This window comes from Acinetobacter sp. ANC 5054, from assembly GCF_002135295.1.
Classification (GTDB): Bacteria; Pseudomonadota; Gammaproteobacteria; order Pseudomonadales; family Moraxellaceae; genus Acinetobacter.
This window is the reverse complement of the sequence record NZ_NEGG01000009.1, coordinates 28,553-52,393: the sequence shown is the minus strand read 5'-3', so window position 1 is coordinate 52,393 and position 23,841 is coordinate 28,553. Positions and strand designations below refer to the sequence as shown.

The 23,841-nt window shown below is 40.6% G+C and carries 23 protein-coding genes and 2 tRNA genes; 14 read left to right on the top strand and 11 right to left on the bottom strand.

Annotated elements, in window-relative coordinates:
• Positions 1-13: 13 nt before the first annotated feature.
• The 4 genes from odhB (at position 14) to sucD (ending at position 4,970) form a co-directional block, all read left to right on the top strand.
• Entirely contained in the window at positions 14-1,231 is a 1,218-nt protein-coding gene (gene odhB / locus B9T33_RS10435; RefSeq protein WP_086178841.1) for a 2-oxoglutarate dehydrogenase complex dihydrolipoyllysine-residue succinyltransferase, read from the top strand.
• Between the two features lie 60 nt (positions 1,232-1,291).
• Positions 1,292-2,722, top strand: a complete 1,431-nt coding sequence (gene lpdA, locus B9T33_RS10430; RefSeq protein ID WP_086178840.1) for a dihydrolipoyl dehydrogenase — start codon at positions 1,292-1,294, stop codon at positions 2,720-2,722.
• A gap of 179 nt (positions 2,723-2,901) precedes the next feature.
• Positions 2,902-4,068: an ADP-forming succinate--CoA ligase subunit beta gene (sucC, locus tag B9T33_RS10420; protein ID WP_086178838.1), complete on the top strand. Its 1,167-nt coding sequence runs from the start codon at positions 2,902-2,904 to the stop codon at positions 4,066-4,068.
• Between the two features lie 11 nt (positions 4,069-4,079).
• Entirely contained in the window at positions 4,080-4,970 is an 891-nt protein-coding gene (sucD, locus tag B9T33_RS10415; protein ID WP_086178837.1) for a succinate--CoA ligase subunit alpha, read from the top strand.
• A gap of 156 nt (positions 4,971-5,126) precedes the next feature.
• Here the strand turns inward: sucD and B9T33_RS10410 are convergent, their stop codons facing one another.
• The 3 genes from B9T33_RS10410 to B9T33_RS10400 all read right to left on the bottom strand — a co-directional run bounded on the left by B9T33_RS10410 (position 5,127) and on the right by B9T33_RS10400 (position 8,616).
• Entirely contained in the window at positions 5,127-6,836 is a 1,710-nt protein-coding gene (locus tag B9T33_RS10410; RefSeq protein WP_086178836.1) for a flotillin family protein, read from the bottom strand.
• A 188-nt stretch (positions 6,837-7,024) separates the two neighbouring features.
• A complete protein-coding gene (locus B9T33_RS10405) occupies positions 7,025-7,663 on the bottom strand; it encodes a YqiJ family protein (RefSeq protein ID WP_086178835.1) in 639 nt (212 codons plus the stop codon).
• Between the two features lie 410 nt (positions 7,664-8,073).
• On the bottom strand, positions 8,074-8,616 hold the full coding sequence (locus B9T33_RS10400) for a hypothetical protein (RefSeq protein ID WP_086178834.1): 543 nt from the start codon (positions 8,614-8,616) through the stop codon (positions 8,074-8,076).
• 321 nt (positions 8,617-8,937) lie between these two features.
• Between B9T33_RS10400 and cysD the strand changes: the two genes are divergently transcribed.
• From cysD to B9T33_RS10385, 3 genes are all read left to right on the top strand, one after another.
• Positions 8,938-9,852, top strand: coding sequence for a sulfate adenylyltransferase subunit CysD (gene cysD / locus B9T33_RS10395; protein WP_086178833.1), 915 nt, complete (start codon positions 8,938-8,940; stop codon positions 9,850-9,852).
• 163 nt (positions 9,853-10,015) lie between these two features.
• Positions 10,016-11,629 carry a sulfate adenylyltransferase subunit CysN gene (gene cysN, locus B9T33_RS10390; protein WP_086178832.1) on the top strand — a complete coding sequence of 538 codons (1,614 nt, stop codon included), beginning with the start codon at positions 10,016-10,018 and terminating at the stop codon, positions 11,627-11,629.
• Positions 11,630-11,777: 148 nt separating this feature from the next.
• Entirely contained in the window at positions 11,778-12,053 is a 276-nt protein-coding gene (locus B9T33_RS10385) for a hypothetical protein (RefSeq protein ID WP_086178831.1), read from the top strand.
• Positions 12,054-12,056: 3 nt separating this feature from the next.
• Here the strand turns inward: B9T33_RS10385 and B9T33_RS10380 are convergent, their stop codons facing one another.
• On the bottom strand, positions 12,057-12,860 hold the full coding sequence (locus tag B9T33_RS10380) for a hypothetical protein (RefSeq protein ID WP_086178830.1): 804 nt from the start codon (positions 12,858-12,860) through the stop codon (positions 12,057-12,059).
• Between the two features lie 193 nt (positions 12,861-13,053).
• On the opposite strand from B9T33_RS10380, the gene B9T33_RS10375 reads away from it, so the two are divergent.
• The 3 genes from B9T33_RS10375 to B9T33_RS10365 are packed head-to-tail and all read left to right on the top strand — an operon-like array spanning position 13,054 to position 14,161.
• Entirely contained in the window at positions 13,054-13,563 is a 510-nt protein-coding gene (locus B9T33_RS10375; protein WP_086178829.1) for a PadR family transcriptional regulator, read from the top strand.
• Between the two features lie 9 nt (positions 13,564-13,572).
• Positions 13,573-13,911: a DUF3861 domain-containing protein gene (locus B9T33_RS10370; protein WP_086178828.1), complete on the top strand. Its 339-nt coding sequence runs from the start codon at positions 13,573-13,575 to the stop codon at positions 13,909-13,911.
• Positions 13,901-14,161 (top strand): DUF2798 domain-containing protein, encoded by a 261-nt coding sequence (locus tag B9T33_RS10365; RefSeq protein WP_086178827.1) that lies wholly within the window; start codon positions 13,901-13,903, stop codon positions 14,159-14,161. The genes B9T33_RS10370 and B9T33_RS10365 overlap by 11 nt, the downstream gene beginning before the upstream one ends.
• Before the next feature lie 12 nt (positions 14,162-14,173).
• Here B9T33_RS10365 and B9T33_RS10360 read toward each other — a convergent pair whose 3' ends face one another.
• Entirely contained in the window at positions 14,174-14,515 is a 342-nt protein-coding gene (locus B9T33_RS10360) for a thioredoxin family protein (RefSeq protein WP_086178826.1), read from the bottom strand.
• A gap of 131 nt (positions 14,516-14,646) precedes the next feature.
• Between B9T33_RS10360 and B9T33_RS10355 the strand changes: the two genes are divergently transcribed.
• A complete protein-coding gene (locus tag B9T33_RS10355; protein WP_086178825.1) occupies positions 14,647-15,639 on the top strand; it encodes an NAD(P)H-quinone oxidoreductase in 993 nt (330 codons plus the stop codon).
• A gap of 162 nt (positions 15,640-15,801) precedes the next feature.
• On the opposite strand, the gene B9T33_RS10350 is transcribed toward B9T33_RS10355, so the two are convergent.
• Both B9T33_RS10350 and B9T33_RS10345 read right to left on the bottom strand, forming a co-directional pair.
• Positions 15,802-15,887: transfer RNA gene (locus B9T33_RS10350), tRNA-Leu, on the bottom strand.
• 10 nt (positions 15,888-15,897) lie between these two features.
• Positions 15,898-15,971, bottom strand: a tRNA-Cys gene (locus tag B9T33_RS10345).
• Between the two features lie 152 nt (positions 15,972-16,123).
• On the opposite strand from B9T33_RS10345, the gene folD reads away from it, so the two are divergent.
• Entirely contained in the window at positions 16,124-16,972 is an 849-nt protein-coding gene (gene folD / locus B9T33_RS10340; protein ID WP_086178824.1) for a bifunctional methylenetetrahydrofolate dehydrogenase/methenyltetrahydrofolate cyclohydrolase FolD, read from the top strand.
• 314 nt (positions 16,973-17,286) lie between these two features.
• Positions 17,287-17,955 (top strand): class I SAM-dependent methyltransferase, encoded by a 669-nt coding sequence (locus B9T33_RS10335; RefSeq protein ID WP_086178823.1) that lies wholly within the window; start codon positions 17,287-17,289, stop codon positions 17,953-17,955.
• Between the two features lie 57 nt (positions 17,956-18,012).
• Here B9T33_RS10335 and B9T33_RS10330 read toward each other — a convergent pair whose 3' ends face one another.
• The 3 genes from B9T33_RS10330 to B9T33_RS10320 all read right to left on the bottom strand — a co-directional run bounded on the left by B9T33_RS10330 (position 18,013) and on the right by B9T33_RS10320 (position 21,519).
• A complete protein-coding gene (locus tag B9T33_RS10330) occupies positions 18,013-18,441 on the bottom strand; it encodes a hypothetical protein (protein ID WP_086178822.1) in 429 nt (142 codons plus the stop codon).
• Positions 18,442-18,604: 163 nt separating this feature from the next.
• Complete coding sequence (locus B9T33_RS10325; protein ID WP_086178913.1) at positions 18,605-19,924, bottom strand: MFS transporter; 1,320 nt, start codon at positions 19,922-19,924, stop codon at positions 18,605-18,607.
• 287 nt (positions 19,925-20,211) lie between these two features.
• Positions 20,212-21,519 (bottom strand): MFS transporter, encoded by a 1,308-nt coding sequence (locus B9T33_RS10320; RefSeq protein WP_086178821.1) that lies wholly within the window; start codon positions 21,517-21,519, stop codon positions 20,212-20,214.
• 300 nt (positions 21,520-21,819) lie between these two features.
• On the opposite strand from B9T33_RS10320, the gene glpD reads away from it, so the two are divergent.
• Positions 21,820-23,340 carry a glycerol-3-phosphate dehydrogenase gene (gene glpD / locus B9T33_RS10315; RefSeq protein WP_086178820.1) on the top strand — a complete coding sequence of 507 codons (1,521 nt, stop codon included), beginning with the start codon at positions 21,820-21,822 and terminating at the stop codon, positions 23,338-23,340.
• Positions 23,341-23,404: 64 nt separating this feature from the next.
• Here glpD and B9T33_RS10310 read toward each other — a convergent pair whose 3' ends face one another.
• Positions 23,405-23,785 carry a hypothetical protein gene (locus B9T33_RS10310; RefSeq protein WP_086178819.1) on the bottom strand — a complete coding sequence of 127 codons (381 nt, stop codon included), beginning with the start codon at positions 23,783-23,785 and terminating at the stop codon, positions 23,405-23,407.
• Positions 23,786-23,841 lie beyond the last annotated feature (56 nt).

Sequence of the window (23,841 nt, the reverse complement as noted above, 5' to 3'; positions counted from 1 at the left end):
GAGATTCTTAATAATGGCAACCGAAATTAAAGCACCGGTATTCCCAGAGTCAGTTGCTGACGGTACAGTTGCAACTTGGCACAAACAACCAGGTGAAGCAGTATCACGTGACGAAGTGATTTGTGATATTGAAACAGATAAAGTTGTTTTAGAAGTTGTAGCTCCTGCTGACGGTACAATTACTGAAATCGTTAAAAATGAAGGCGATACAGTTCTTTCTGCTGAAGTGATTGCGACTTTTGAAGAAGGTGCTGCTTCTGGCGCTGCTCAAACTCAAGCTGTTCAATCAGAAGAGAAAGTAGAACAAGCTGCTGCGCAAACTCAAGCGGGTGCTGCTCCTGTTGTTGAACGTGCTCAGCCTGTATCTGATCAAGCTCCTGCAGTTCGTAAAGCATTGACTGAGTCTGGTATTGCTGCTGCTGACGTTGCAGGTACTGGTCGCGGTGGCCGCATCACTAAAGAAGATGTTGCAAATCATCAAACTAAACCAGCTGCACCTGCTGCTGCGCCATTAAGCGTTGCTGTTGGTGAGCGTATCGAAAAACGTGTTCCAATGACTCGTCTTCGTAAACGTGTTGCTGAACGTCTTCTTGCTGCAACTCAAGAAACTGCAATGTTGACTACGTTTAACGAAGTGAACATGAAACCAATCATGGAAATGCGTGCACAATACAAAGACGCTTTTGAAAAGCGTCATGGTGCACGTCTTGGCTTCATGTCATTCTTTGTTAAAGCAGCAACTGAAGCACTTAAACGCTACCCAGCTGTAAATGCTTCAATCGATGGTAACGACATTGTTTATCACGGTTTCTATGACATCGGTGTTGCTGTATCTTCTGACCGTGGTCTAGTGGTTCCAGTTCTTCGTGATACTGACCGCATGAACTATGCTGAAGTAGAAAACGGTATCCGTGCATATGCTGGTAAAGCACGTGACGGTAAATTGGGTATTGAAGATATGACTGGCGGTACATTCACTATTACTAATGGTGGTACTTTCGGTTCATTACTTTCTACACCAATCTTAAATACGCCACAAACTGCGATTTTGGGTATGCATAAAATCCAAGAACGTCCTATGGCTGTAAATGGTCAAGTAGAAATCTTGCCAATGATGTACTTAGCGCTTTCTTATGACCACCGTCTAATCGATGGTAAAGAAGCAGTAGGCTTCCTTGTAACAATCAAAGAATTGTTAGAAGAGCCAGCTAAGCTAATCCTTGATCTTTAATACTTCAGAATAATGCAATGGGCTTAGAGCGATCCTCTAAGCCCATTTTTGGAGATACACATGTCTCAATTTGATTTAGTTGTTATTGGTGGCGGTCCTGGTGGTTATGAAGCTGCTATCCGCGCTGCTCAATTAGGCTTTAAAGTAGCTTGTATTGAAAAACGTATTCATAAAGGTAAGCCATCTTTGGGTGGTACTTGCTTAAACGTGGGTTGTATCCCATCTAAAGCATTACTTGATTCATCTCACCGTTACGAAGATACCGTTCATCACTTAGATGACCACGGTATTACTACAGGTGAAGTGAAGTTTGACCTTGCAAAATTACTTGCACGTAAAGACAAAATCGTTGACCAATTAACTGGCGGTATTGACCAGTTATTAAAAGGTAACGGTATTGAATGGTTAAAAGGTACTGGTAAATTACTTGCTGGTAAAAAAGTTGAGTTCGTATCTCACGAAGGCGAAACTCAAATTTTAGAACCTAAATACGTGATTCTTGCGACTGGTTCTGTACCTGTAAATATCCCTGTAGCTCCTGTAGATGAAGACATCATTGTTGATTCTACTGGTGCATTAGAATTCCAAGAAGTGCCTAAGCGTCTTGGTGTAATTGGTGCAGGTGTAATTGGTCTAGAACTTGGTTCTGTATGGCGTCGTCTTGGTGCGGAAGTTGTTGTATTTGAAGCAATGGACGCATTCTTACCAATGGCTGATAAAGCTTTGGCAAAAGATTACCAAAAACTGTTAACTAAACAAGGTCTTGATATCCGTGTTGGCGCTAAAGTTGCTGGTACAGAAATCAACGGTTCTGAAGTTACTGTTAAATACACACAAGGTGGCGAAGAAAAAACTCAAGCATTCGATAAATTAATCGTTTGTGTGGGTCGTCGCGCTTATGCTGAAGGCCTATTGGCTGATGACTGTGGTATTAAATTGACTGAACGTGGTTTAGTTGAAGTGAATGATTGGTGTGCAACTTCTGTTGAAGGCGTATATGCAATTGGTGACTTAGTACGTGGTCCAATGCTTGCGCATAAAGCAATGGAAGAAGGCGTGATGGCTGTTGAACGTATTCACGGTCATGCTGCTCAAGTGAACTATGACACCATCATTTCTGTAATTTACACACACCCAGAAGCGGCGTGGGTAGGTTTAACAGAACAACAAGCGACTGAAAAAGGTCACGAAGTGAAAACTGGTCAATTCGGTTTTGCTGTGAACGGTCGTGCGTTGGCTGCTGGTGAAGGCGCTGGTTTCGTTAAGTTTGTTGCTGATGCGAAAACTGACCGCTTACTTGGTATGCACGTGATTGGACCTGCTGCGTCTGACATCGTTCACCAAGGTATGATTGCACTTGAGTTTGTATCTTCAGTTGAAGATCTTCAGTTAATGACATTTGGTCACCCAACATTCTCTGAAGTCGTTCATGAAGCTGCACTTGCAGTAGATGGACGTGCGATTCACGCTATTCAGCGTAAACGTAAATAAGATGACAAAAGAGCGGCTTAGGCCGCTCTTTTTTGTTTCAGGTGGTTGTTTTTGTTTGAACAATCATCTAAAAATAAAGATAAGAAATATTTTAAATTTTATAAAGGTTAAAGCTGCTTTGACGGATGTCTGGGCTTTAATGGGTCATAACAAAGTAAAGAAGAGAAAAAGGTTGTTCAATGAATCTACATGAATATCAAGCTAAAGCGTTATTAAAAAAATATGGTATGCCAGTGCAAGAAGGTATTCTTGCCACAAATGCAGATGAGACAGTAGCTGCGTTTGAACAACTAGGCGGTAAGTTCGCAGTTTTAAAAGCCCAAGTTCATGCAGGCGGTCGTGGTAAAGCGGGCGGTGTAAAGGTCGTTAAAACAGCGCAAGAAGCGGCTGATTACGCCAACAGCATTATCGGTACGCGTTTAGTCACTTATCAAACTGATGCAAATGGTCAGCCTGTAAACAGTATTTTGGTGGCTGAAGATGTTTACCCAGTAGAGCGTGAATTGTATTTGGGCGCGGTCGTTGACCGCTCTAGCCGACGCGTAACTTTTATGGCATCGACTGAAGGCGGTGTAGAAATTGAAAAAGTCGCAGAAGAAACACCTGAAAAAATTATTAAAGTTGAAGTCGATCCTTTAGTTGGCTTACAGCCATTCCAAGCACGTGAAGTTGGTTTCGCACTGAATTTGAAAAATGAGCAAATTAACCAATTTGTTAAAATCATGACAGCAGCCTATCAAGCATTTATTGAAAATGATTTTGCATTATTTGAAATCAATCCATTATCAGTTCGTGAAAATGGGGAAATTTTATGTGTAGATGCAAAAGTAGGTATCGACTCTAATGCGCTGTACCGCTTACCTGAAATTGCAGCGATGCGCGACAAATCGCAAGAAAATGAGCGTGAGCTGAAAGCTTCTGAATTTGACCTGAACTATGTAGCCTTAGAAGGCAATATTGGCTGTATGGTCAATGGGGCAGGTCTTGCTATGGCGACGATGGACATTATCAAGTTGTATGGCGGCCAACCAGCTAACTTCCTTGATGTTGGTGGCGGTGCAACAAAAGAACGTGTAATTGAAGCATTTAAAATTATTTTGTCGGATGGTTCTGTTAAGGGCGTGTTGATTAATATTTTTGGTGGGATTGTACGATGTGACATGATTGCTGAAGCGATTATTGCGGCGGTTCAAGAAGTAAATGTAACTGTTCCTGTAGTTGTCCGTTTAGAGGGTAACAACTCGGAATTGGGTGCAAAATTACTCGATGAATCAGGTTTGACACTCATTTCTGCTAGCGGTCTTGCTGATGCAGCAGAAAAAATTGTTGCTGCGGTTAAAGCTTAAGGGGATTAATCATGAGCGTATTAGTAAATAAAGACACAACTGTATTGGTTCAAGGCTTTACTGGTAAAAACGGGACTTTCCATTCGGAACAATCGATTGCTTATGGTACAAAAGTGGTGGGTGGGGTAACACCGGGCAAAGGTGGTCAAACGCATTTGAATTTGCCGGTATTCAATACCATGAAAGAAGCAGTGCGTGAAACAGGTGCAACTGCAACTTCAATTTATGTACCCGCACCGTATGTATTGGACTCCATCATTGAATCAATTGACTCAGGTATTGAGTTAATTGTGGTGATCACTGAAGGTGTGCCAACTTTAGATATGCTAAAAGCTAAGCGTTATTTAGAAACCTATGGCAATAATGCACGTCTGATTGGACCAAACTGTCCGGGCATCATCACACCGGGTGAATGTAAGATTGGCATTATGCCGGGGCATATTCATCAACCGGGCAAAATTGGCATCATCTCACGTTCAGGTACGTTGACTTACGAAGCCGTAGCGCAAACCACTAAACTGGGTTTAGGTCAGTCAACTTGTATTGGTATCGGTGGTGACCCGATTCCGGGTATGAATCAAATCGACTGCTTGAAACTGTTCCAAGAAGACCCTCAAACTGAAGCGATCATCATGATTGGTGAAATTGGTGGTACGGCGGAAGAAGAAGCAGCTGAATATATTCAGTCGCATGTAACTAAACCAGTCGTGGGTTATATTGCAGGTGTCACTGCACCGAAAGGGAAGCGTATGGGCCATGCAGGCGCGATTATTTCGGGTGGCAAGGGTACAGCGGAAGAAAAATTTGCCGCTTTTGAAAAAGCAGGTATGGCGTACACACGAAGTCCTGCTGAATTGGGTTCAACCATGTTTGACTTGTTAAAATCCAAAGGTCTTGTTTAATTTAACGACTAAAATGAATGAAAAGCCCCTCAAATGAGGGGCTTTTTTTTATGATCCATAGCTATTATTAGGTACTGTTAAGTAAACTGATTTGAAATATTCATTTAAAAAAAACCGCAGTTTTAAGGCTGCGGCTTTCTTGTTACATCGAGGGTATTAACCCGCTTTTTTATTCAAGCTCTGCGTTAAACCGTTAATGTCACCACCTTGAATGCCTAATTCACTCATTAAGCTATCAATTAAAGGGGCTTGGCTGCGGTAGCGTAGAGCACTGTTCACCACTTGATCTGAAAGGGCTACATTACCGCCTTCATGGTGAGCATCACCTTGGCAAGAACCTGCGTGACCGCCATTTAAACCATTCACTTGCAAAATCTTAATGTCATCAATGTTTTCCATTGGTTTAACACTTTCGCGAATGATTTCAGGTAAGTATTTCAGCATGGCTAAACGAATTTGCATTTCCACCTGTTCAGAAGACAATACATTGTTCGCTTCGTTTACCGCACGTGTACCTTCTGCATCCACTTGATATTGCTTTTCCATTGCTTGAGCAAGTAAAACTTTCGCATCGGCTTCACCTTTCGCTTTTAAGCGAACTTTTTCAGCTTCAGCTTCAGCTGCAATACGAACTGCTTCGGCATCGTCAGAAGCTGCTTGTTTACCTGCTTCAGCTGCAACAGTAATGGCAATTGCATCTTTTTCTGCTTTTTCTTTTGCAGAAACCAATTCAACTGCTTTTTGACGCTCAGCTTGTTGAATTTGACGAACCGTAATCACTTCTTCTTCAGCTTTTACTGCTTGTGCACGTGCTTGGTCGGCATGTGCTTTGGCTTCAGATTCTGCACGAGATTTTTCTGCAATCGCAATGGCACGGTCTTGTTCAGCCAACTCAATGGTTTTCTTCTGCTCAACTTGTGCTTGCTGAATAATTTGTGATTTTTGAATGTTTTGGTTTTCAACGTCACGCGCTGCAGTAATACGTTTTAAATCCACTTCACGTTCTGCGGCAATACGCGCTTCTTCGGCTTCACGTTTTTTTGCTGCTTCTTGAGTTGCGATTTCAGCAAGTTGTTCAGCACGGCGCACGGAAATTTCACGTTCTTGTTGCAGCTTTGCATATTCTTCTTCACGTAGAATTTGTAAGCGCGCTTGTTCTGCTTCCAAGTTCTTAGTTTTGATTGCGAGGTCAGCATCTTGTTCAATCGCGTTACGTTTACGACGGCGATCTTCAATGGTTTCAGTCAGTTTAGTTAAACCTTCAGCATCGAAAGCATTTTGTGGGTTGAAGTATTTGAAACCGGTTTGGTCTAAACCAGTTAAAGACACAGTTTCAAGTTCTAAACCGTTTTTATGTAAATCTTCAGATACCACTTGCTGTACTTTTTGCACGAAGTCGACACGTTTTTCGTGTAGTTCTTCCATTGCCATTTCTGCCGCAACGGCACGTAGCGAGTCGACAAATTTACCTTCGACTAAGTTTTTCAACTCATTTGGAGACATGGTCTTTTGACCCAATGTCTGTGCCGCTGTAGCAATCGATTCTGCCGTCGGTTTTACACGCACGTAGAATTCAGCCATTACATCCACACGCATACGGTCACGTGTAATCAACGCTTGGTCGTCTGCGCGGCGTACTTCTAAACGTAGCGTGTTCATATTGACTGGAATAATTTCATGTAGGACAGGAAGTACAATCGCACCACCACCTAGAATGACTTTTTCACCGCCAAAACCAGTACGTACAAATGAAATTTCTTTACTTGAACGACGGTAAAGTCGAGCAATAATAAAACCAATAAAAATAAGTGCGGCAAAAATTATCCCGACTGAAACAAGGATACCGCTTGGAATAATGTCTAACATGGACGTTTATCTCTGTTGTTGTAGTTCACGTTAACCCTCTGGAGTGTTAACGAGCAGTTTAAAAGTATTGAGCTTCATTTAAATCTTGGCGCATTTGCCAGATTGTTTGTTCTATCTATTGCTGTAAGTGTAATTAAAACAGGATGCAGTTTCATTCACATGGCAGTTTTAATCACCTCAATGAATATTTATGACTGAATCGCCTGAAAACCGACGGTAGTTTTTTGTGTCAGTACCACCGATTGTCCCTGACTGAATATTTCATTTTGTTCAGGCTCAACCAAAATGTAATGGGTTAAGCCGTGTTGGTCTTGTACTTTTGCCTGAGCAGGGTATTGCTGGCGAGCTTCACCTAAAATAATGGTAGCAGTACGACCAATCAATTCTTCACTATAAATGGCTGTGGTTTCATCCTGTGGAAGGATGCGTGCGATAAACATGGCACAGAAGCGCACAAAGGGCATACATAGGAAAATACAGGCAGGAGCAATGATCCATGCACTAAACATCATATGAGTGATTTGATCGAAGATCGCCTGAATGGCAAACCCAAGTAAACTGTATATACACAGGAAAATAATCAGCCAAACAAAAAGAGGGACACGGCCTAAGTAAAGCCAATCCAAAACTTTGGTGATTGCACTGCCATCGGCATCAACGCCAAGTTCGGCATTATGGCCAATATCTTCAGGTAGGAACTGATCTAAAAAACCTTGAGATCCGCCACCAAGTAGTGTCAGCAATATTTCAAATATGCCGAAGAGAAACATCAAGCAAAGGCTGATACTAAACACGATATTAGAGGGGTGAGTAAACAATTCCCACATTATATTTATCTCTATATTTCTGCTTATAAAAAAATAAAAAAAATAATTCTGGCAGAATTTTTTCTAGGGCTAAAATAACACTATCTGTCTAAATTGTGTAAAAAAATTACAGTAAAAATTAACACTGTATTTAAGATTATGAGACTTTTCGCATAAAAATTAGTCAATAAATTGTTGAATTTGTGTATAAATAAAAAACTTAAAATGCAAGATTAAAGATAAAAAGGATTTTCTTTAAAACTTAAGTGTTTGTGTCTACGCTATTTTTATAAAAATGAATCTTTATATGCTTTTTATGCAGCTCTGGTTCCATTTTCATCCTAAAAAACTATGTTAACAAATGTAAATCATTATCAAAATTAGCGCCAAACTAAAAATCGATGTTTGAGAAGCAAGTAATATCTCATGCTTTAAAGCAAGGATGTCTGAATTCGGACCTTCATATCGAGTGCAGCTTGCGTAATAAATGCTTTCATCCATTTAATTTGCTCACCCATGGGGTTAGTCTTCACGGCAGTATCCAAAAAGCTCATGCTATCGAGTTGGAATAGCTGTTTATCAATTTCTTCTTCTAATTGAATGCTGTTGGCCGCCAAAGGTAAATGAATTAAATGAAAGGCTTTTGGAAAATTATAAAATGCATAAAGCAAGTTAAAGGCGCGTTGGTCAGCTTTTAAATTGCCAGCACCAATTTCATAACCGCGATCTTGGTTGCTGTGAGTCACGCCAATCAAGAATTCGAGTTTATTGTCCAAAAGTCGTAGACCGTATTGCAGCCCAAGTTGGTCGGTCGAAAACTCGTGTTGCACGAAGTTATTCAGTGCGCTGCCATCCTCATTGCGTGCATCTTGTAGGGTTAAAATATGATTTGAATGCTGATAGATATAGCCTGCAAGCCCTGCAGCCTCAATCAACGACTTAAGTGTTTCAAGGGTATAATGACTGTATGGCATAATCGGCAACTATTATGAGTGGTCTAGCCAATTTAAGGTGATTAGTCATATTTTGAAAGGGAGTGTTTAGATAATTAAACGATAAGTTTATTGCTAAAAAATTGGGTAAAATAAGTAAAAATGATTAAAATAACCAGCAATGAAATTCATTCAAATGATTAAATTAATTAAAATTGATAAGTACTATCAGCCAATCTGTATATGACGAATTTGCATATCAATATCACAAAACAAGCAATCGTTATGAAAGCTTAATCACTATAATGCATATATATCTTTAAAAGTGTAATAAGTACACGTTTTTCTAAGCTGGTGTTGTCCATGTCGTTAAATGAGGAAAGACTTACTCATCTTAAACAGCTAGAAGCTGAGAGTATTCATATCATCCGTGAAGTTGCTGCTGAGTTTGAAAACCCAGTCATGCTTTATTCAATTGGTAAAGATTCAGCTGTAATGCTGCATTTAGCCTTGAAAGCTTTCTATCCTGCCAAACTGCCGTTCCCACTACTTCATGTAGATACGGGTTGGAAGTTTAAAGACATGATCACGTTCCGCGACAACATGGCGAAAGAGCATGGCTTTGATTTGATCGTGCATCAAAACAAAGAAGGCAAAGACGCAGGCGTGAATCCATTTGATTATGGTAGCTCGAAATATACTGACATCATGAAAACTCAAGGCTTAAAACAAGCCTTGAATAAGTATCAGTTTGATGCGGCTTTCGGTGGCGCACGTCGTGACGAAGAGAAATCACGTGCTAAAGAACGTGTTTACTCGTTCCGTGATAGCAAACACCGTTGGGACCCTAAAAACCAACGTCCTGAACTTTGGAACCTTTACAACGGTAAAGTGAACAAAGGCGAAAGTATTCGTGTGTTCCCACTATCTAACTGGACTGAGTTAGACATCTGGCAATACATCTACCTCGAAAATATTAAATTGGTGCCTTTGTACCTTGCTGCTGAACGTCCAGTGGTTGAGCGTAACGGTACACTGATCATGGTTGATGATGAGCGTATGCGTTTGAACGAAGGTGAAGTACCACAAATGAAATCGGTACGTTTCCGTACTTTAGGTTGTTACCCATTAACGGGTGCGGTTGAATCAACTGCGACAACGTTACCGGAAATTATCCAAGAGATGCTTTTAGCTACCACGTCTGAACGTCAAGGTCGTATGATTGACCATGATGAAGCAGGTTCGATGGAAAAGAAAAAGCAGGAAGGTTACTTCTAAGAGTCAATAAATCTCCCCCTAAAATCTCCCTTGCGCAGCAGTGCTGCTCACCTCTTTGAGAAAGAGGGGCTTCAAAGCGGAGCCAAGTCTCCCTTTCCTAAAGGGAGATTTAGAGGGATTTAAGATTCAACCGATTTCAAAAGAATATGTGGAGCTTTGAGCAATGTCTCATCAATCAGATTTAATTAGCCAAGATATCTTGGCGTATTTAAAACAACACGAAAATAAAGACTTACTACGTTTCCTGACTTGCGGTAACGTGGATGATGGTAAATCGACTTTAATTGGTCGCCTACTTTACGATTCAAAATTGATTTATGAAGATCAATTGCAAGCCGTAACCCGTGACTCTAAAAAAGTGGGTACAACAGGCGATGCGCCTGACTTGGCTTTACTTGTAGATGGTTTACAAGCAGAGCGTGAGCAGGGGATTACCATTGATGTAGCTTACCGCTATTTCTCTACAGAAAAACGTAAGTTCATTATTGCCGACACCCCAGGGCATGAACAGTACACACGTAACATGGCAACTGGTGCGTCTACTGCGGATCTTGCGATTATCTTGATTGATGCGCGTTATGGTGTGCAAACACAGACTCGCCGTCACTCGTTCATTGCCAGCCTTTTGGGTATTCGTAATATTGTGGTTGCGATTAACAAAATGGACTTGGTGGAATTCTCTGAAGCACGCTTCAATGAAATTCAAGCCGAATACAATGAGTTCGTGAACCAATTGGGTGAGCGTAAGCCTGAAAATATTATTTTCACGCCGATTTCTGCGTTGAACGGTGATAACGTGGTGAACAAATCACCAAATACACCGTGGTACCAAGGTCAAACCTTAATGGAGACTTTGGAAACTGTTGAAATCGCGCGCGATACCAGTAAACACGAATTCCGTTTCCCTGTTCAATACGTGAACCGTCCAAACCTCGACTTCCGTGGTTTCTGCGGTACGATTGCACTCGGTCAAGTGAAAGTTGGCGATACCATTACTGCATTGCCATCTGGTAAGTCATCTACTGTTAAAGAGATCGTGACTTTTGACGGTAACTTAGATCATGCCGTTGCAGGTCAAGCAGTGACTTTAACACTGAACGATGAAATTGATATTTCACGCGGTAACGTGTTGGTAAAAGCAGGTGAACAACCGCTAATTTCACGTTCTGCACGAGCATCTGTGGTATGGATGACAGATCAACCTTTAGTGGTTGGTAAGCTGTATAACGTGAAGTTTGGTACGCAAACCATTCCTGCGAAAGTTGCGAAAATTAACTATCGTACCAATGTAAACACATTGGAAAAAATGGAAGTTGCAGAGCTTGCATTGAACTCAATTGCTGACGTTACGATTGAATTTGATGCGCCAATGGTATTTGACCGTTACCAAGACAGTCGTTACACAGGTTCATTCATCTTTATTGACCGTTTAAACAACGTGACTGTTGGTGCGGGTATGGTTGAGTCTGCGGTTGAATGGACTGCACACAACGAGCCTGTCACTGTTGACGCACGTGCTGCACGTTTAGGTCAAAAACCTGCTGCGGTGACTGTGACTGCAAAAGCCCTTGAAAATGCACAAGCGATTGAAAGCTTGTTGATTCAGCAAGGTGTGGTTGCGATTGCGAAAGCGGGTCTTTCTGCTGATCAAGTTGCGCTGGTTCGTGAAACTGGTGTGGTTGTGATTACAGATGCGACTGAAGGCACTGATGTGACTTATGCATTCGATACTGCTGAAGAAGTTGCTGAGAAAATTGTTGAGTTGGTTCGTCTGTAATAGATTGAGCTGATTTAAAAAAGACCCGCTGAAAAGCGGGTTTTTTTTATTGCTGTGAAATTGACTGTTGAAAAATAAAACACTTAAATTGTGTGTGATGATTCACATAAATACTTTCTCTATACAATAATTCTATTAGGGGGTATTTATGAAAAAACTATTATTTTTAATGGGGTTATGCGCCGTCACTTTGAGTGTGGATGCAAAACAAAGTAGTCAAAATGTTGAGCAAATAAAGCAGAAAATTATTCAGCAATCGATTGAGAGTTATCCCGGTAATTGTCCTTGTCCATACAATACGGCGCGTAATGGAAGCCGATGTGGCAAGCGTAGTGCTTACAATCGAGCAGGCGGTTATGCTCCACTTTGTTATTCTGAAGATGTGAGTGATCGAATGGTAAAGGAGTATAAGGGAAGAGGGTAATCTCTATTCATCAATATTTATGCACTCATGTAATTTTAAGACTTTATAAATAAAGGGTTTATCATTAATAGTTTGTATCTCAACATCCACTATGAACGCAACACCATAAGGGTGTTGTTTGAAAAACATTTCTTTTTTTAGTGAATCATTAGCAAATCGAATTTTGATTGTGTTTTTTGAAATGCTTTCAATTACGCCCTTATCATTATTAGTGTTTTTTGTTGATGAATTTGTTTGTGTGAATACGAGCAAAACTTGTTCTTTTATATTTGTATCAGGTGTTGGTCTAAAATCTTTTACGGACTGAGCCTTATTATAGATATCATTAGCATCTGACGAGTTAATAGTTACATTGACAATGCAATTATCGCCAAAATTTACGCCCTCAAAGCTAATATTACCATTTCGATCTGTAAGAATAGGTTCTACTAAGCCTTGCATATTATTTAGAGATGTAGTGTTTATTTTTTCTTCTTTTATAATTTCATGAGTTGGATTATTTTTTAAAAGATTGATGGTGTTAGCGATATGTTTTGTGAAATCCAATAGTGTATTTGCATGTTCAGCAAAAGCTAACATAGTAGGACTGTAAGCGATTAAGTCTGTAATAATAGAACCAGAACGTATTTCATTAACAAATAGTTTAATATCATTAGGTTGTAAGTGAGTGTTCGCTTTACTAATATAATTTGAGTATTCAGAGTTAACACTATTTAAGCTGTTAATGTAGTGTGCTAATTCGATTTTATTTGAATATTCTATGTGTATTTGTAGCTTTGATTCATCAAATTTAACGATAGTTTCCATAGATGAAAATTCTGAAGTATTTGTATGTATTTTATATATTTTTAGATAAAAAGAACATGTCCTAATTCTACTGGATTATTTTTTATTAGCCTAAATTTTTAATAGAGTTCTTTGTTTTGCATATAAAAAGCTATATATTTTTACAAAAATACATTAAGATATATCTTAATCAATCTTAAGGTGGATCTTTGCTATGCTAAAGACAGATTCTCTCGATACTTTGGAAAGCATTGCCAAACCACGTAAGCGCTTGTTTGAAGCAGGGCATATGAAGCTGTTGGTGCTGCATCTGATCTCCCAAGCACCAAAGTTTAGCTACGACATTATCAAAGATGTCGGTGCGGTCGTTGGTGGTGGCTACAGTCCAAGCACAGGTACGATTTACCCAACGCTGAACTATCTTGAAGAACAGCAATACATCATTGCTGAAGTGAATGCAGATGAACGTAAGCAATACCACATTACAGCATCTGGCATTCAACACTTGGTGGATGAACAGTCCACACTAGATACCATTCTGACTCGTTTTAATGCACGTAAACAGATTCAAAGCAATGAAAAATACATAGATATCAATCGTGCAATGGAAAACTTGAAAGCCTCACTGCGCCTGAAAATACTACATAGCGAACTCAGTGCGGAACAAGTGCGAGAGATTGCTGACAAAATTGATCAAGCTGCTGTCGAAATTAGTCGTTTATAGGAGCAAAACATGAAACAACATCAATATGAAGTGACTGTAAAACATATTGCCGATGCACAAGGTAATCCATCCACTTATAGCGAAGCATTGAAGTTCAATGCCTATAACCATGATGATCTATTTAAGGTTTTAGAACATATTCAAAAGAGCAATCTGCTCGAAGATGAAAAAGCCAAAGCCTTTGCTGTAGGTTTAAAATTGTTTGGTGAAACCTTACTAGAAAATAAACAACATCCATTGTTTAAAGACTTTTTGCCGCAGTTTATTGAGTTTATGAAATCACTCAAACAAACCATCAAAGCACAAAACCAAGAGCAAACATCCACGCAGGTACAACATGAGCAATAACTTTCCTAAATTTCACCCAAAACACTTAACTTGGCTTATGCCATTAATCCTTTCAGGCATTATGAGCGGATCAATTTCTTGCTTTAATATGCTGATGAATAAAGGCTTGGTTGAAGGCTTTATTTTTATCTGGTTACGCGCGTGGAGCATGTCGTGGTTAGTGGCATTTCCGCTTATTTTAGTGATGCTGCCCTTGGTGCGTAAATTTTTAATGAAATTTGTGGCTATGCCAAATGAAGCATCAAAATAAGTGAGCTTAAACTTAATCTTGTTCACACATTGCGCGTTCAATGATGGTTCTTAGCTCACTCAAGGTTTTCACCCCAGCAATTCGTTTTACAATTTGTCCGCGGTAAAAAATTAAAGTTGAAGGCAAGCCATAAACGTTATAGCGCAAAGTCAGAATAGGAGATTGATCAACATTTACTTTGCCAAATTTAATCTGTGCATGCTGTGCTGACAATTGCTCTGCACATTGTTCAAATACAGGGAAGTTTTGCACGCAGGGCGCACACCAGTCTGCATAGAAGCGAATCACTGCAAATCCATCAAACCACTCATAATCACTATAATTATCTTCATTATATTCAATCAGCTGAAACATGCTGCGCCTATTATTCATTTGCTAAATAGTCTTTGAATTATACATAAGTCCATGCTTGTTCATTCGATGGCATTTCTGTGTTCAAATAGCACTTAGATAGATGAATAGTCAATAATTGAAAAGGAAAACTCATGTCACAGGAAACCATGCAGCAGGTCATTATTACAGAGCCGGGCGGTGTAGAAAAATTGGCTTATGAATCGGTGGCAGTTCCTGAGCCGAAAGCTGATGAAGTTTTGGTGAAAGTCCATGCCTTTGGTATTAACCGTCCAGACATTTTACAGCGTCAAGGTTTATACCCTATGCCAAAAGGTGTTACGCCTGTGCCGGGTCTGGAAGTGGCAGGTGAAGTGATTGCAGTTGGTGCGGACGTCACTTTATTTAAAGTGGGTGATAAAGTTTGTGGCCTGACCAATGGTGGTGGTTATGCAGAATATTGCGTGGTGCCTGAAAGCCAAACCATTACTATTCCTGAAGGTGTAAGCTTTACCCAAGCAGCAGCGATTCCTGAGACATTCTTTACCGTATGGGCGAATGTATTCCAAATGGCACATGCCAAAGCAGGAGAGACTGTTTTAGTTCACGGCGGTGCAAGTGGTATTGGTACAACTGCACTGATGTTATGTAAATCATTAGGTCTAAAATCATTTGCTACAGTGGGTTCAGATGAGAAAGTCCAAGCGATTTCAGAATTAACCACTGCGATTAACTACAAAACTCAAGACTTTGAGCAAGTCATTAATGAAGCAACCGACAATGGCGGTGTAGATGTGGTGCTCGATATGGTGGGTGCGCCATATTTAGAAAAGAACTTGAATTTGCTCCGTCGTGATGGCCGTTTGGTGTATATCGCATTCTTAGGTGGTGCTAAAGCCAAAGATGTAAAGCTCGGTCAAATTATGATGAAGCGTTTGACCATTACAGGTTCAACTATGCGTGCGCGTAATACTGCTGAGAAAGCGGAAATTGCCCAAGGCTTAATGCAGCACGTTGCGCCATTATGGGCAAAAGGTGAATGCTTACCGATGATTTATAAAACATTTGCTTTTGATCAAATCCAAGATGCACATGCATGCATGGATACAGGTGAGCATATTGGTAAAGTTGTGGTGAACGTAATTTAAAAATTGTTAAAAAAAATGATTTAAAAATTAAGTTGATAGAGAGGAGGGATTCAATCCCTCTTTTTTATTTTTGAGAATAAATGCGTTGAACACAAAATTTAGGCATAAAAAAACCAGCTTATCGCTGGGTTCTTTATTACACCATCTTCAGTAGTAGAAGAATGGTGCCCGAGGCCAGACTCGAACTGGCACGCTTTGTGGGCGGGGGATTTTAAATCCCCTGTGTCTACCGATTTCACCACTCGGGCTTAACAAGATTGGAGGCGGAGGTCGGAATCGAACCGGCGTACACGGAGTTGCAGTCCGCTGCATGACCACTCTGCCACCCCGCCATGTCTTGTTGATGCGTATATTAGCAAGCTCTGAAAAAAAAACAATAGCAGATTCATCTGTATGAGCAGAAAAGCAGCATACATGATAAAAAATTTAAAATAATCATGTATTATGTGCAAAATTGATTCATATCATCACTTGGAGAAGTGCCGTGGCATTAGTTTTAGATGGTCGTGCATTGGCGAAGCAAATTGAAGCTGACTTGTTGACTCGCGTTGAAGCGCTCAAAGCGAAATCAGGTCGTACCCCAATCCTTGCGACTATTTTAGTAGGTGACGATGGTGCATCTGCAACTTATGTACGTATGAAAGGGAATGCTTGCCGCCGTGTTGGTATGGATTCATTGAAAGTTGAGCTTTCTAAAGAAACGACAACTGAGCAATTACTTGCTGAAATTGAAAAATTAAACGCTAACCCAGATGTACACGGGATTCTTTTACAGCATCCAGTACCTGCTCAAATTGATGAGCGTGCATGTTTTGATGCAATTTCATTGGCTAAAGATGTAGACGGCGTTACATGTCTCGGTTTTGGTCGTATGGCAATGGGTGAAGCAGCGTATGGTTCTGCAACGCCTGCAGGCATCATGACGATCTTGAAAGAAAACAACATCGAAATTTCAGGTAAGCACGCTGTAGTTGTTGGTCGTTCTGCAATTTTGGGTAAACCAATGGCAGCAATGCTCCTTGAAGCCAATGCAACAGTAACGATTTGTCATTCACGTACTCAAGATTTAGCGAGTTTTGTGAAACAGGCAGATATTATTGTTGGTGCAGTAGGTAAAGCAGAATTGATTCAAAAAGATTGGATCAAGCAAGGTGCTGTGGTTGTTGATGCTGGTTTCCATCCACGTGATGGCGGCGGTGTGGGTGACATCCAATTGGTCGGTATTGAAGAAGTGGCTTCTGCTTATACACCTGTACCGGGTGGTGTGGGTCCAATGACGATTACCACTTTGATTCGTCAAACTGTTGAAGCTGCTGAAAAAGCGCTGGGTTAATCTTTTAATTAAAAGATATTGAAGTCACAACGGAGTCTTACCGCTGTGACTAAGAATGTAAGAAGCTCGTATGTTACTTTTGTTTCGGCAAAAGTAACCAAAACCATCTGTCATCTGCTGAACTCGACATATTCTGTCTCGGAATTAATGTTGTCGCAGAAACGGTGTTAATTCGATTGTGTTCTGTCTCGGAATTAATGTTGTCGCAGAAACGGTGTTAATTCGATTGTGTTCTGTCTCGCACAGCAGCAGATGACGATGTCGCGTATCCAATGTATTTATAAATTCAAATAAAATTATCTCCAAGGCTTAATATGAGCTGTACTTTCCAATTTCCCAAAGCCCCAGAACATTTACTTAATGCATTGCATAAGGTGATTCCACATTGTGAACTACATGCACAGCAATTGCCTGATACACCTATTTCGCTTTGGTTGATCCCGCCCGTTTTTCCGACTGATAAAATGGACGATGAAGTGATTCGTCGTATTTGGAATGATACGCCGTATTGGATCTTCTGTTGGGCATCTGGTTTAGCAATGGCACAGTGGCTCTTAGCCGAGCCGCAGCACGTGAAAGATAAAGTGGTGTTGGATTTTGGCGCAGGTTCGGGTGTGGTCGCGATTGCCGCGAAAATGGCAGGGGCGAAACGTGTTATTTGCTGTGATATCGATCAAGTGAGTCTCGATGCCTGTCGTGCTAATGCTGAATTAAATGATGTAGAACTTGAGTACTTGGATGATCTGTATAAGGCAGAACAGATCGATATATTATTGGCAGCAGATGTACTGTATGACCAATGCAACCGTTTCTTCTTAGACGAGTTTTTAAAGTTTGCCCCAGAAGTATGGGTGGCAGATAGCCGAGTGAAGAACTTTAGTCATCCAAAATATGAAAAGTTGGATGAGCGTAGTGCAACAACATGGCCAGATTTAGATGAATCGCCAGAGTTTCGCAATGTCAGCTTTTATAAAACCTTATAAGAATTCAATGAAAAAAAGACGCTTAAAGCGTCTTTTTTTATCTGCGTGTTTATACGCTTATGAACAGGTATAGCGAACGACACGTAATGTTGCGGGACGTGCATTGAGTGCATCACGAGCACCTAAATTTTCTGAGTTGCGTAAGTCTGGGGTATTGGATAAACCGAAACTTGCGCGTGTATTACCAATTTGACGACCGAATTGTGTGTCTTCAAGAGCTGGATTCGCAATTTCATTCACACTCAGAATTTGTAACTTATATGTTTTTTGTGTTTTTAAAACTTTTTGGCAAGCGCGTTGTAATTTGTTGGCATCGAGTTGTTGATTTTGACGACCTGCAAGTGTGTAAGCCAAAGTTGCAGTATCAGCAGATTGCGATTCAATTTGAAAGCCAGTTTGACCATTAAAAGCGCGTGGACCACTTTGACACGCTGCTAAAGACATCGCAACAATACCCAAACTCAAAACTTTATAAATATTTTTCATCATTCATTCGCCGTGTGTATTTGTGCGTTTAGTATGCCATAGTCCATACAATGTCTCGATGGCTAAAATCATGAAAGCAGAGTTTTCTATAAAATGATGGTGCTAAAAAAAGCCCATCAAAATAGGCTTTGATGGGCTTAAGTCTCACAACATGTGAACGACATTAATCGTCAGTGATCATGCTGTGCTTTTTAGTATCTTTCATAAAGACGTAAGTCAATAAAGACAAACCGATCATGAAAGTAATGTAATAGAAGAAGTAATTTTCATGGCCTGCATTTTTGAAACTTAAAGCAACAAGTTCAGCTGTACCACCAAACAATGTATTGGCAATCGCATAAGGAAGCGCAACACCTAAAGCACGAATATGAGCAGGGAATAGTTCGGCTTTCACCACAGCGTTAATCGCAGTATAACCAGTCACAATCACCATACCGCTCATGCACAGCATAAATGCAGTCGTCGGGCTTGTGGTTGAGCCAATACCATTAAAGATTGGAATAGTGAAAAGCACACCTAAAACACCGAAGGCGATCATAATCGGCTTACGGCCAATTTTATCTGAAAGCGCACCTACAGCAGGTTGCAATAACATGAAGATGAAAATTGCCGCAGTGGTAATTTCAGTTGCTGTGGTTTTTTCGAAACCTGAAGTATTGACCAAGTATTTTTGAAGATACGTAGTAAAAGTGTTGAAGGCCAAAGTACCGCCCGCAGTCAACATAATGACAGTGAAGGCTTGTTTTGGATATTTGGTAAATAAGGCCAATGCGCCAGATTTTGGGCCACCTTTTTTCGCTTGTTCTTGTGCTTCTTTAGACGATTGAGTTTCAACTAAACCACGACGAATCCAGAACACCACAATGGCAAGCAAAGCACCAATGAAGAATGGAACACGCCAGCCCCAATCTGTTAAGGCTTGTTCAGAGAAATTGCGTTGTAAAATGATCAGTACGCAAAGTGCCAATAATTGACCTGAAATTAAAGTCACATATTGGAAACTTGAGAAGAAACCACGATGGTTTTTACCCGCCATTTCGGTCAAATAGGTTGCACTTGAACCATATTCACCACCCACACTCAAACCTTGAATCAAACGCGCAAGGAGCAAGATAGCAGGAGCAAGCATACCGACAGAATCATAAGTTGGTGCGCAGGCAATCATCAGAGAACCAAGACACATCAATGATACTGAGACGGTTAAACCGGCTTTACGACCTTTACGGTCGGCATAGATACCCATGACCCATGCGCCAATTGGACGCATTAAGAAACCTAAGGCAAATACTGCAGCTGCTTGAAGGAGTTTGACCGTGTTGTCACCATCAGGGAAAAATTGTGGCGCAAAGTAGAGGGTAAATGCAGCATAGACATACCAGTCGTACCATTCTACGAGGTTGCCGGCTGACCCACCGAGGATAGATTTGACACGAGTTTTTCTATCAAGTTGTTCTGGAACAACTTGTTCAGATGCGTTTGACACATCATTCTCCAAGGAATGAATGCAAAACATATCCATTTAAACTCTTTTTGCAAAAGTTTAAATCAATATATTTTGTCGAAATGGGAGATGGAACTATATTTATTTAATTTATACTCCTGTTGTCGCATAATTTCATGCGACTTTAGTCTTAAGTTTGCAAATCTTTTGACCAGATGTATATTTTGCGACTAAGTAAAATGAATAAAGCCCCAGAAATGAGGCTTTATATGGTATTTGAATTGAGCTTTTAGCGATAAATCGTAGATCTTTCTTCATTCAAGTTGGGGTCAATGCTCCATAATTTTTGAATGATGTTTGGTGTCCTTCATAAAGATATACACCAATAATGAGATGAAAATCATGATGGTCACATAGATGAAGAACCATGATTCGTGACCTGCTTCTTTAAAACTGAGTGCAAAGAATTCCGCTGTTCCGCCAAAGATAGTATTGGCTAGGGCATAGGGCAGCGCCACACCTAAAGCACGGATATGAGCGGGGAACATTTCTGCTTTTACCACGGCATTAATGGATGTATAGCCAGTCACAATCACCAATCCAGCCAAACACAACCAAAAAGCTGTCCAATAGTTTTGCGTATTGGCGATGGCATCAAACAATACATAGGTGAATAGCACCCCTAAAACACCAAACGCAATCATAATCGGTTTACGACCAATTTTATCTGACAGTGTACCTGCGGCAGGTTGTAAACACATAAAAATAAACAAGGCCAGTGTGGTGATCTGCGTGGCCGCGGGTTTACTGAAGCCTGAGGTATTGACCAAATATTTTTGCAAATAGGTGGTGTAGGTATAGAACGCTAAGGTACCACCAGCAGTCAGGAATAAAACGGTAAAAGCTTCTTTAGGATAATGCTTAAATAGTGCAAATAGTCCTGATTCAGGCTGGGTTTTATCATTTTGAGCATTCTTGAAAGACTGAGTTTCCATCAGTCCGCGACGAATGCGGAATACGACAATGGCTAAACACGCACCAATGAAAAAGGGAATACGCCATCCCCAGTCGTGTAATTGTTCTTCCGTAAGGACCCATTGCAAAATTAATAGCACACAAAGTGCAGTGAGCTGACCTGCAATTAAGGTGACGTATTGGAAACTTGAGAAAAAACCACGTCGGTTTTTATCGGCCATTTCACTAAGATATGTTGCACTGGCGCCATATTCGCCGCCAACACTTAGGCCTTGAATCAGCCGTGCTACAACTAAAATGACCGGTGCAAAAATCCCAATCTGATCATGGGTTGGGGAGATAGCGATCATTAAGGAACCAATACACATCAGGGTAACGGATAAGGTTAAGCCCGATTTTCGTCCTTTTTTATCTGAATAGACTCCCATAATCCATGCGCCAATCGGTCGCATTAAAAAGCCTACGGCAAAAATCGCGGCTGCTTGGAGTAATTGTGCAGTTTGGCTGCCTTTAGGGAAAAAAGCATGTGCAAAGTAAAGAGTAAAGGCTGCGTAAACATACCAATCGTACCATTCGACTAAGTTACCTGCAGAACCGCCAAGAATGGATTTTACGCGTGTTTTCGTATCCAGATTGGATTGAACTACCGTTTGATCGGTCATATTGGAAATCCATTTTTTTATTGTGTAAAAATATCTTAAGCGTATAAAAAAGAATGAAATGTAAACTAAAAAGGCTGTTTTGTTTAATAAGTGTACGATTTATGCGCTTGTCATAGTTATTGCTTTGAATATAGGTTGGGCTGAAAAGAGAACAATCACTATTGTAGTTGTGGGAGATTAGACGTACATTGCTTATATAGTGTAGTTAAAATAAAAAATGATTGTTATTGGGAATAAGAGTTCGGAAAAATAAAGTTTGTAAAACGAATAATAGAACAAAGGAAGCGAAGCGAGGTGTTTATGAATACACAACACCCAATTTATGACATGGTGGTCATTGGTGGTGGAATAAATGGAGCCGGGATTGCTTGTGATGCAGCAGGCCGAGGACTTTCAGTTCTACTCTGTGAAAAAGACGATTTAGCCAGCCATACGTCATCTGCAAGCAGTAAACTGATACACGGTGGTTTACGCTACTTAGAGCATAAAGAGTTTAGGTTGGTACGTGAAGCATTGGCTGAGCGTGAAGTTTTACTAAAAAAAGCACCGCATATTATTCGCCCTATGCGTTTCATTATGCCGCATGAGCCGCATTTACGTCCGGCTTGGCTGATTCGGACAGGGCTGTTCTTTTATGATCATTTGGGTAAACGTGAACAACTGGCTAGTTCGAATCCTGTCGAGTTTAGCGATGCAGATAGTCCACTTAAATCGAACATTACCAAAGGTTTTGAATATTCAGATTGTACAGTCGATGATGCACGTTTAGTGATATTAAATGCGATTCAAGCAAGAGAGTTGGGTGCTGATATTTTTACGCATACGTGTTGTATCTCAGCGCAACAGGAACATGGTCATTGGCAGGTTCAACTAGAAAATGAGCAAGGCGTTCAAATCGTTCATGCCAAAGTATTGGTTAATGCAGCAGGACCTTGGGTGGCTGAATTTATTCAGAAGAGTTTAAAGAAAAAATCACCTTATGGTATTCGGCTTATTCAAGGTAGTCATATTATTGTTCCTAGACTGTATACAGGTGATAAAGCCTTTATTATGCAAAATGACGACCAACGAATCGTCTTTGCGATTCCGTATTTAAATAAATACACATTAATTGGAACGACGGATTGTGAATATAAGGGGGATCCGAATCAGGTCGAAATTAGTCAACAAGAAATAGACTACTTGCTCGATGTTTCTAATGATCATTTTAAAGTCCAGTTAAGCTCAAGCGATATCGTTGCAAGCTATTCTGGTGTGCGGCCATTGTGTGATGATGAGTCGGATAACCCCGCAGCGGTAACGCGAGATTATACTTTAGCTTTGAGTGATGAGGAGGAAGGGTTTGCACCTTTGCTGTCAATCTTTGGTGGGAAATTAACGACTTATCGAAAATTGGCAGAAGCGGCAATGATGAGTTTGAAACCCTTTTTTCCTCAGATGACCAAGGCTTGGACAGAGCATGCGGTATTACCCGGTGCTGAAAATTTTAAATTCATTGATTATTTGGTTGCAGAAATTCAAGGTCGGTTGAAAGGCGTTGATGCTGATATTGCCTATCGTTGGGCACAGGCCTATGGCACACGTATTTGGCAATTACTGGACGGCACAACAAAAATGCAAGATCTTGGACAATATTTTGGGCATGGTTTGTATGCGCAGGAAATTGACTATTTAGTTGAGCAGGAATGGGCGAAGTCGAGCGAAGATATTTTAAAACGGCGCACTAAATTGTATTTACAGTTTACAGAAGTTGAAACGGTTGAATTAGAGCTTTATCTGGCTTCCTTGCATGCACGCCGCGCACAAGGTGATGCTGCTTAGGTGAGTTAAGAATTCTTTGAATGTAAAAAAGCCGCAAATGCGGCTTTTTTTAAGGCTGTAGAAATTAAAGTTCTACACCGCCAATGTTTTTGCAGTCGACAGGAGTATTCCATTTTACCGCAGTGCCCCAAACCACTGGACGGACAACGCGCCAAGGCCAAAAACCAAAGCGCTGGCTAGCATGGTAATTAATCACAACATTACCGCCGACTTGATGCGCACGTTCAACAAAACGCGGATAAACTTCTACCACGCTGCCATAGGTGCCTTTAGCCGCTTTAATATGCTTTTTGATTTGATATTGACTAGAATCTGGAATTCCTTCAATTACACAAACTTTTAATTTAGGTTGTGCGGTTACTTGATTTGCTGCTTCTTGCGGATTGGCAGTTGCAATGCTTGATGCACTGAGTAAAAGAATAGATGCGCTAAGAATTTTAAGCATTTGAATTCCCCCTTATATTCAAAGTTATGGTTATAAATTTCAACTCACGAAATTGT

What these genes read in the sequence shown, in the direction of transcription:
- B9T33_RS10370 (WP_086178828.1), top strand. Translation starts at nt 13,573, where the DNA reads ATGAAACAACATCAATATGAAGTGACTGTAAAACATATTGCCGATGCA.
- B9T33_RS10320 (WP_086178821.1), bottom strand. Translation starts at nt 21,519, where the DNA reads ATGACCGATCAAACGGTAGTTCAATCCAATCTGGATACGAAAACACGC.
- B9T33_RS10400 (WP_086178834.1), bottom strand. Translation starts at nt 8,616, where the DNA reads ATGCCATACAGTCATTATACCCTTGAAACACTTAAGTCGTTGATTGAG.
- odhB (WP_086178841.1), top strand. Translation starts at nt 14, where the DNA reads ATGGCAACCGAAATTAAAGCACCGGTATTCCCAGAGTCAGTTGCTGAC.
- B9T33_RS10310 (WP_086178819.1), bottom strand. Translation starts at nt 23,785, where the DNA reads ATGCTTAAAATTCTTAGCGCATCTATTCTTTTACTCAGTGCATCAAGC.
- B9T33_RS10355 (WP_086178825.1), top strand. Translation starts at nt 14,647, where the DNA reads ATGTCACAGGAAACCATGCAGCAGGTCATTATTACAGAGCCGGGCGGT.
- B9T33_RS10330 (WP_086178822.1), bottom strand. Translation starts at nt 18,441, where the DNA reads ATGAAAAATATTTATAAAGTTTTGAGTTTGGGTATTGTTGCGATGTCT.
- B9T33_RS10410 (WP_086178836.1), bottom strand. Translation starts at nt 6,836, where the DNA reads ATGTTAGACATTATTCCAAGCGGTATCCTTGTTTCAGTCGGGATAATT.
- B9T33_RS10360 (WP_086178826.1), bottom strand. Translation starts at nt 14,515, where the DNA reads ATGTTTCAGCTGATTGAATATAATGAAGATAATTATAGTGATTATGAG.
- sucC (WP_086178838.1), top strand. Translation starts at nt 2,902, where the DNA reads ATGAATCTACATGAATATCAAGCTAAAGCGTTATTAAAAAAATATGGT.
- lpdA (WP_086178840.1), top strand. Translation starts at nt 1,292, where the DNA reads ATGTCTCAATTTGATTTAGTTGTTATTGGTGGCGGTCCTGGTGGTTAT.
- sucD (WP_086178837.1), top strand. Translation starts at nt 4,080, where the DNA reads ATGAGCGTATTAGTAAATAAAGACACAACTGTATTGGTTCAAGGCTTT.
- B9T33_RS10335 (WP_086178823.1), top strand. Translation starts at nt 17,287, where the DNA reads ATGAGCTGTACTTTCCAATTTCCCAAAGCCCCAGAACATTTACTTAAT.
- glpD (WP_086178820.1), top strand. Translation starts at nt 21,820, where the DNA reads ATGAATACACAACACCCAATTTATGACATGGTGGTCATTGGTGGTGGA.
- B9T33_RS10385 (WP_086178831.1), top strand. Translation starts at nt 11,778, where the DNA reads ATGAAAAAACTATTATTTTTAATGGGGTTATGCGCCGTCACTTTGAGT.
- B9T33_RS10380 (WP_086178830.1), bottom strand. Translation starts at nt 12,860, where the DNA reads ATGGAAACTATCGTTAAATTTGATGAATCAAAGCTACAAATACACATA.
- cysN (WP_086178832.1), top strand. Translation starts at nt 10,016, where the DNA reads ATGTCTCATCAATCAGATTTAATTAGCCAAGATATCTTGGCGTATTTA.
- B9T33_RS10365 (WP_086178827.1), top strand. Translation starts at nt 13,901, where the DNA reads ATGAGCAATAACTTTCCTAAATTTCACCCAAAACACTTAACTTGGCTT.
- B9T33_RS10375 (WP_086178829.1), top strand. Translation starts at nt 13,054, where the DNA reads ATGCTAAAGACAGATTCTCTCGATACTTTGGAAAGCATTGCCAAACCA.
- cysD (WP_086178833.1), top strand. Translation starts at nt 8,938, where the DNA reads ATGTCGTTAAATGAGGAAAGACTTACTCATCTTAAACAGCTAGAAGCT.
- B9T33_RS10405 (WP_086178835.1), bottom strand. Translation starts at nt 7,663, where the DNA reads ATGTGGGAATTGTTTACTCACCCCTCTAATATCGTGTTTAGTATCAGC.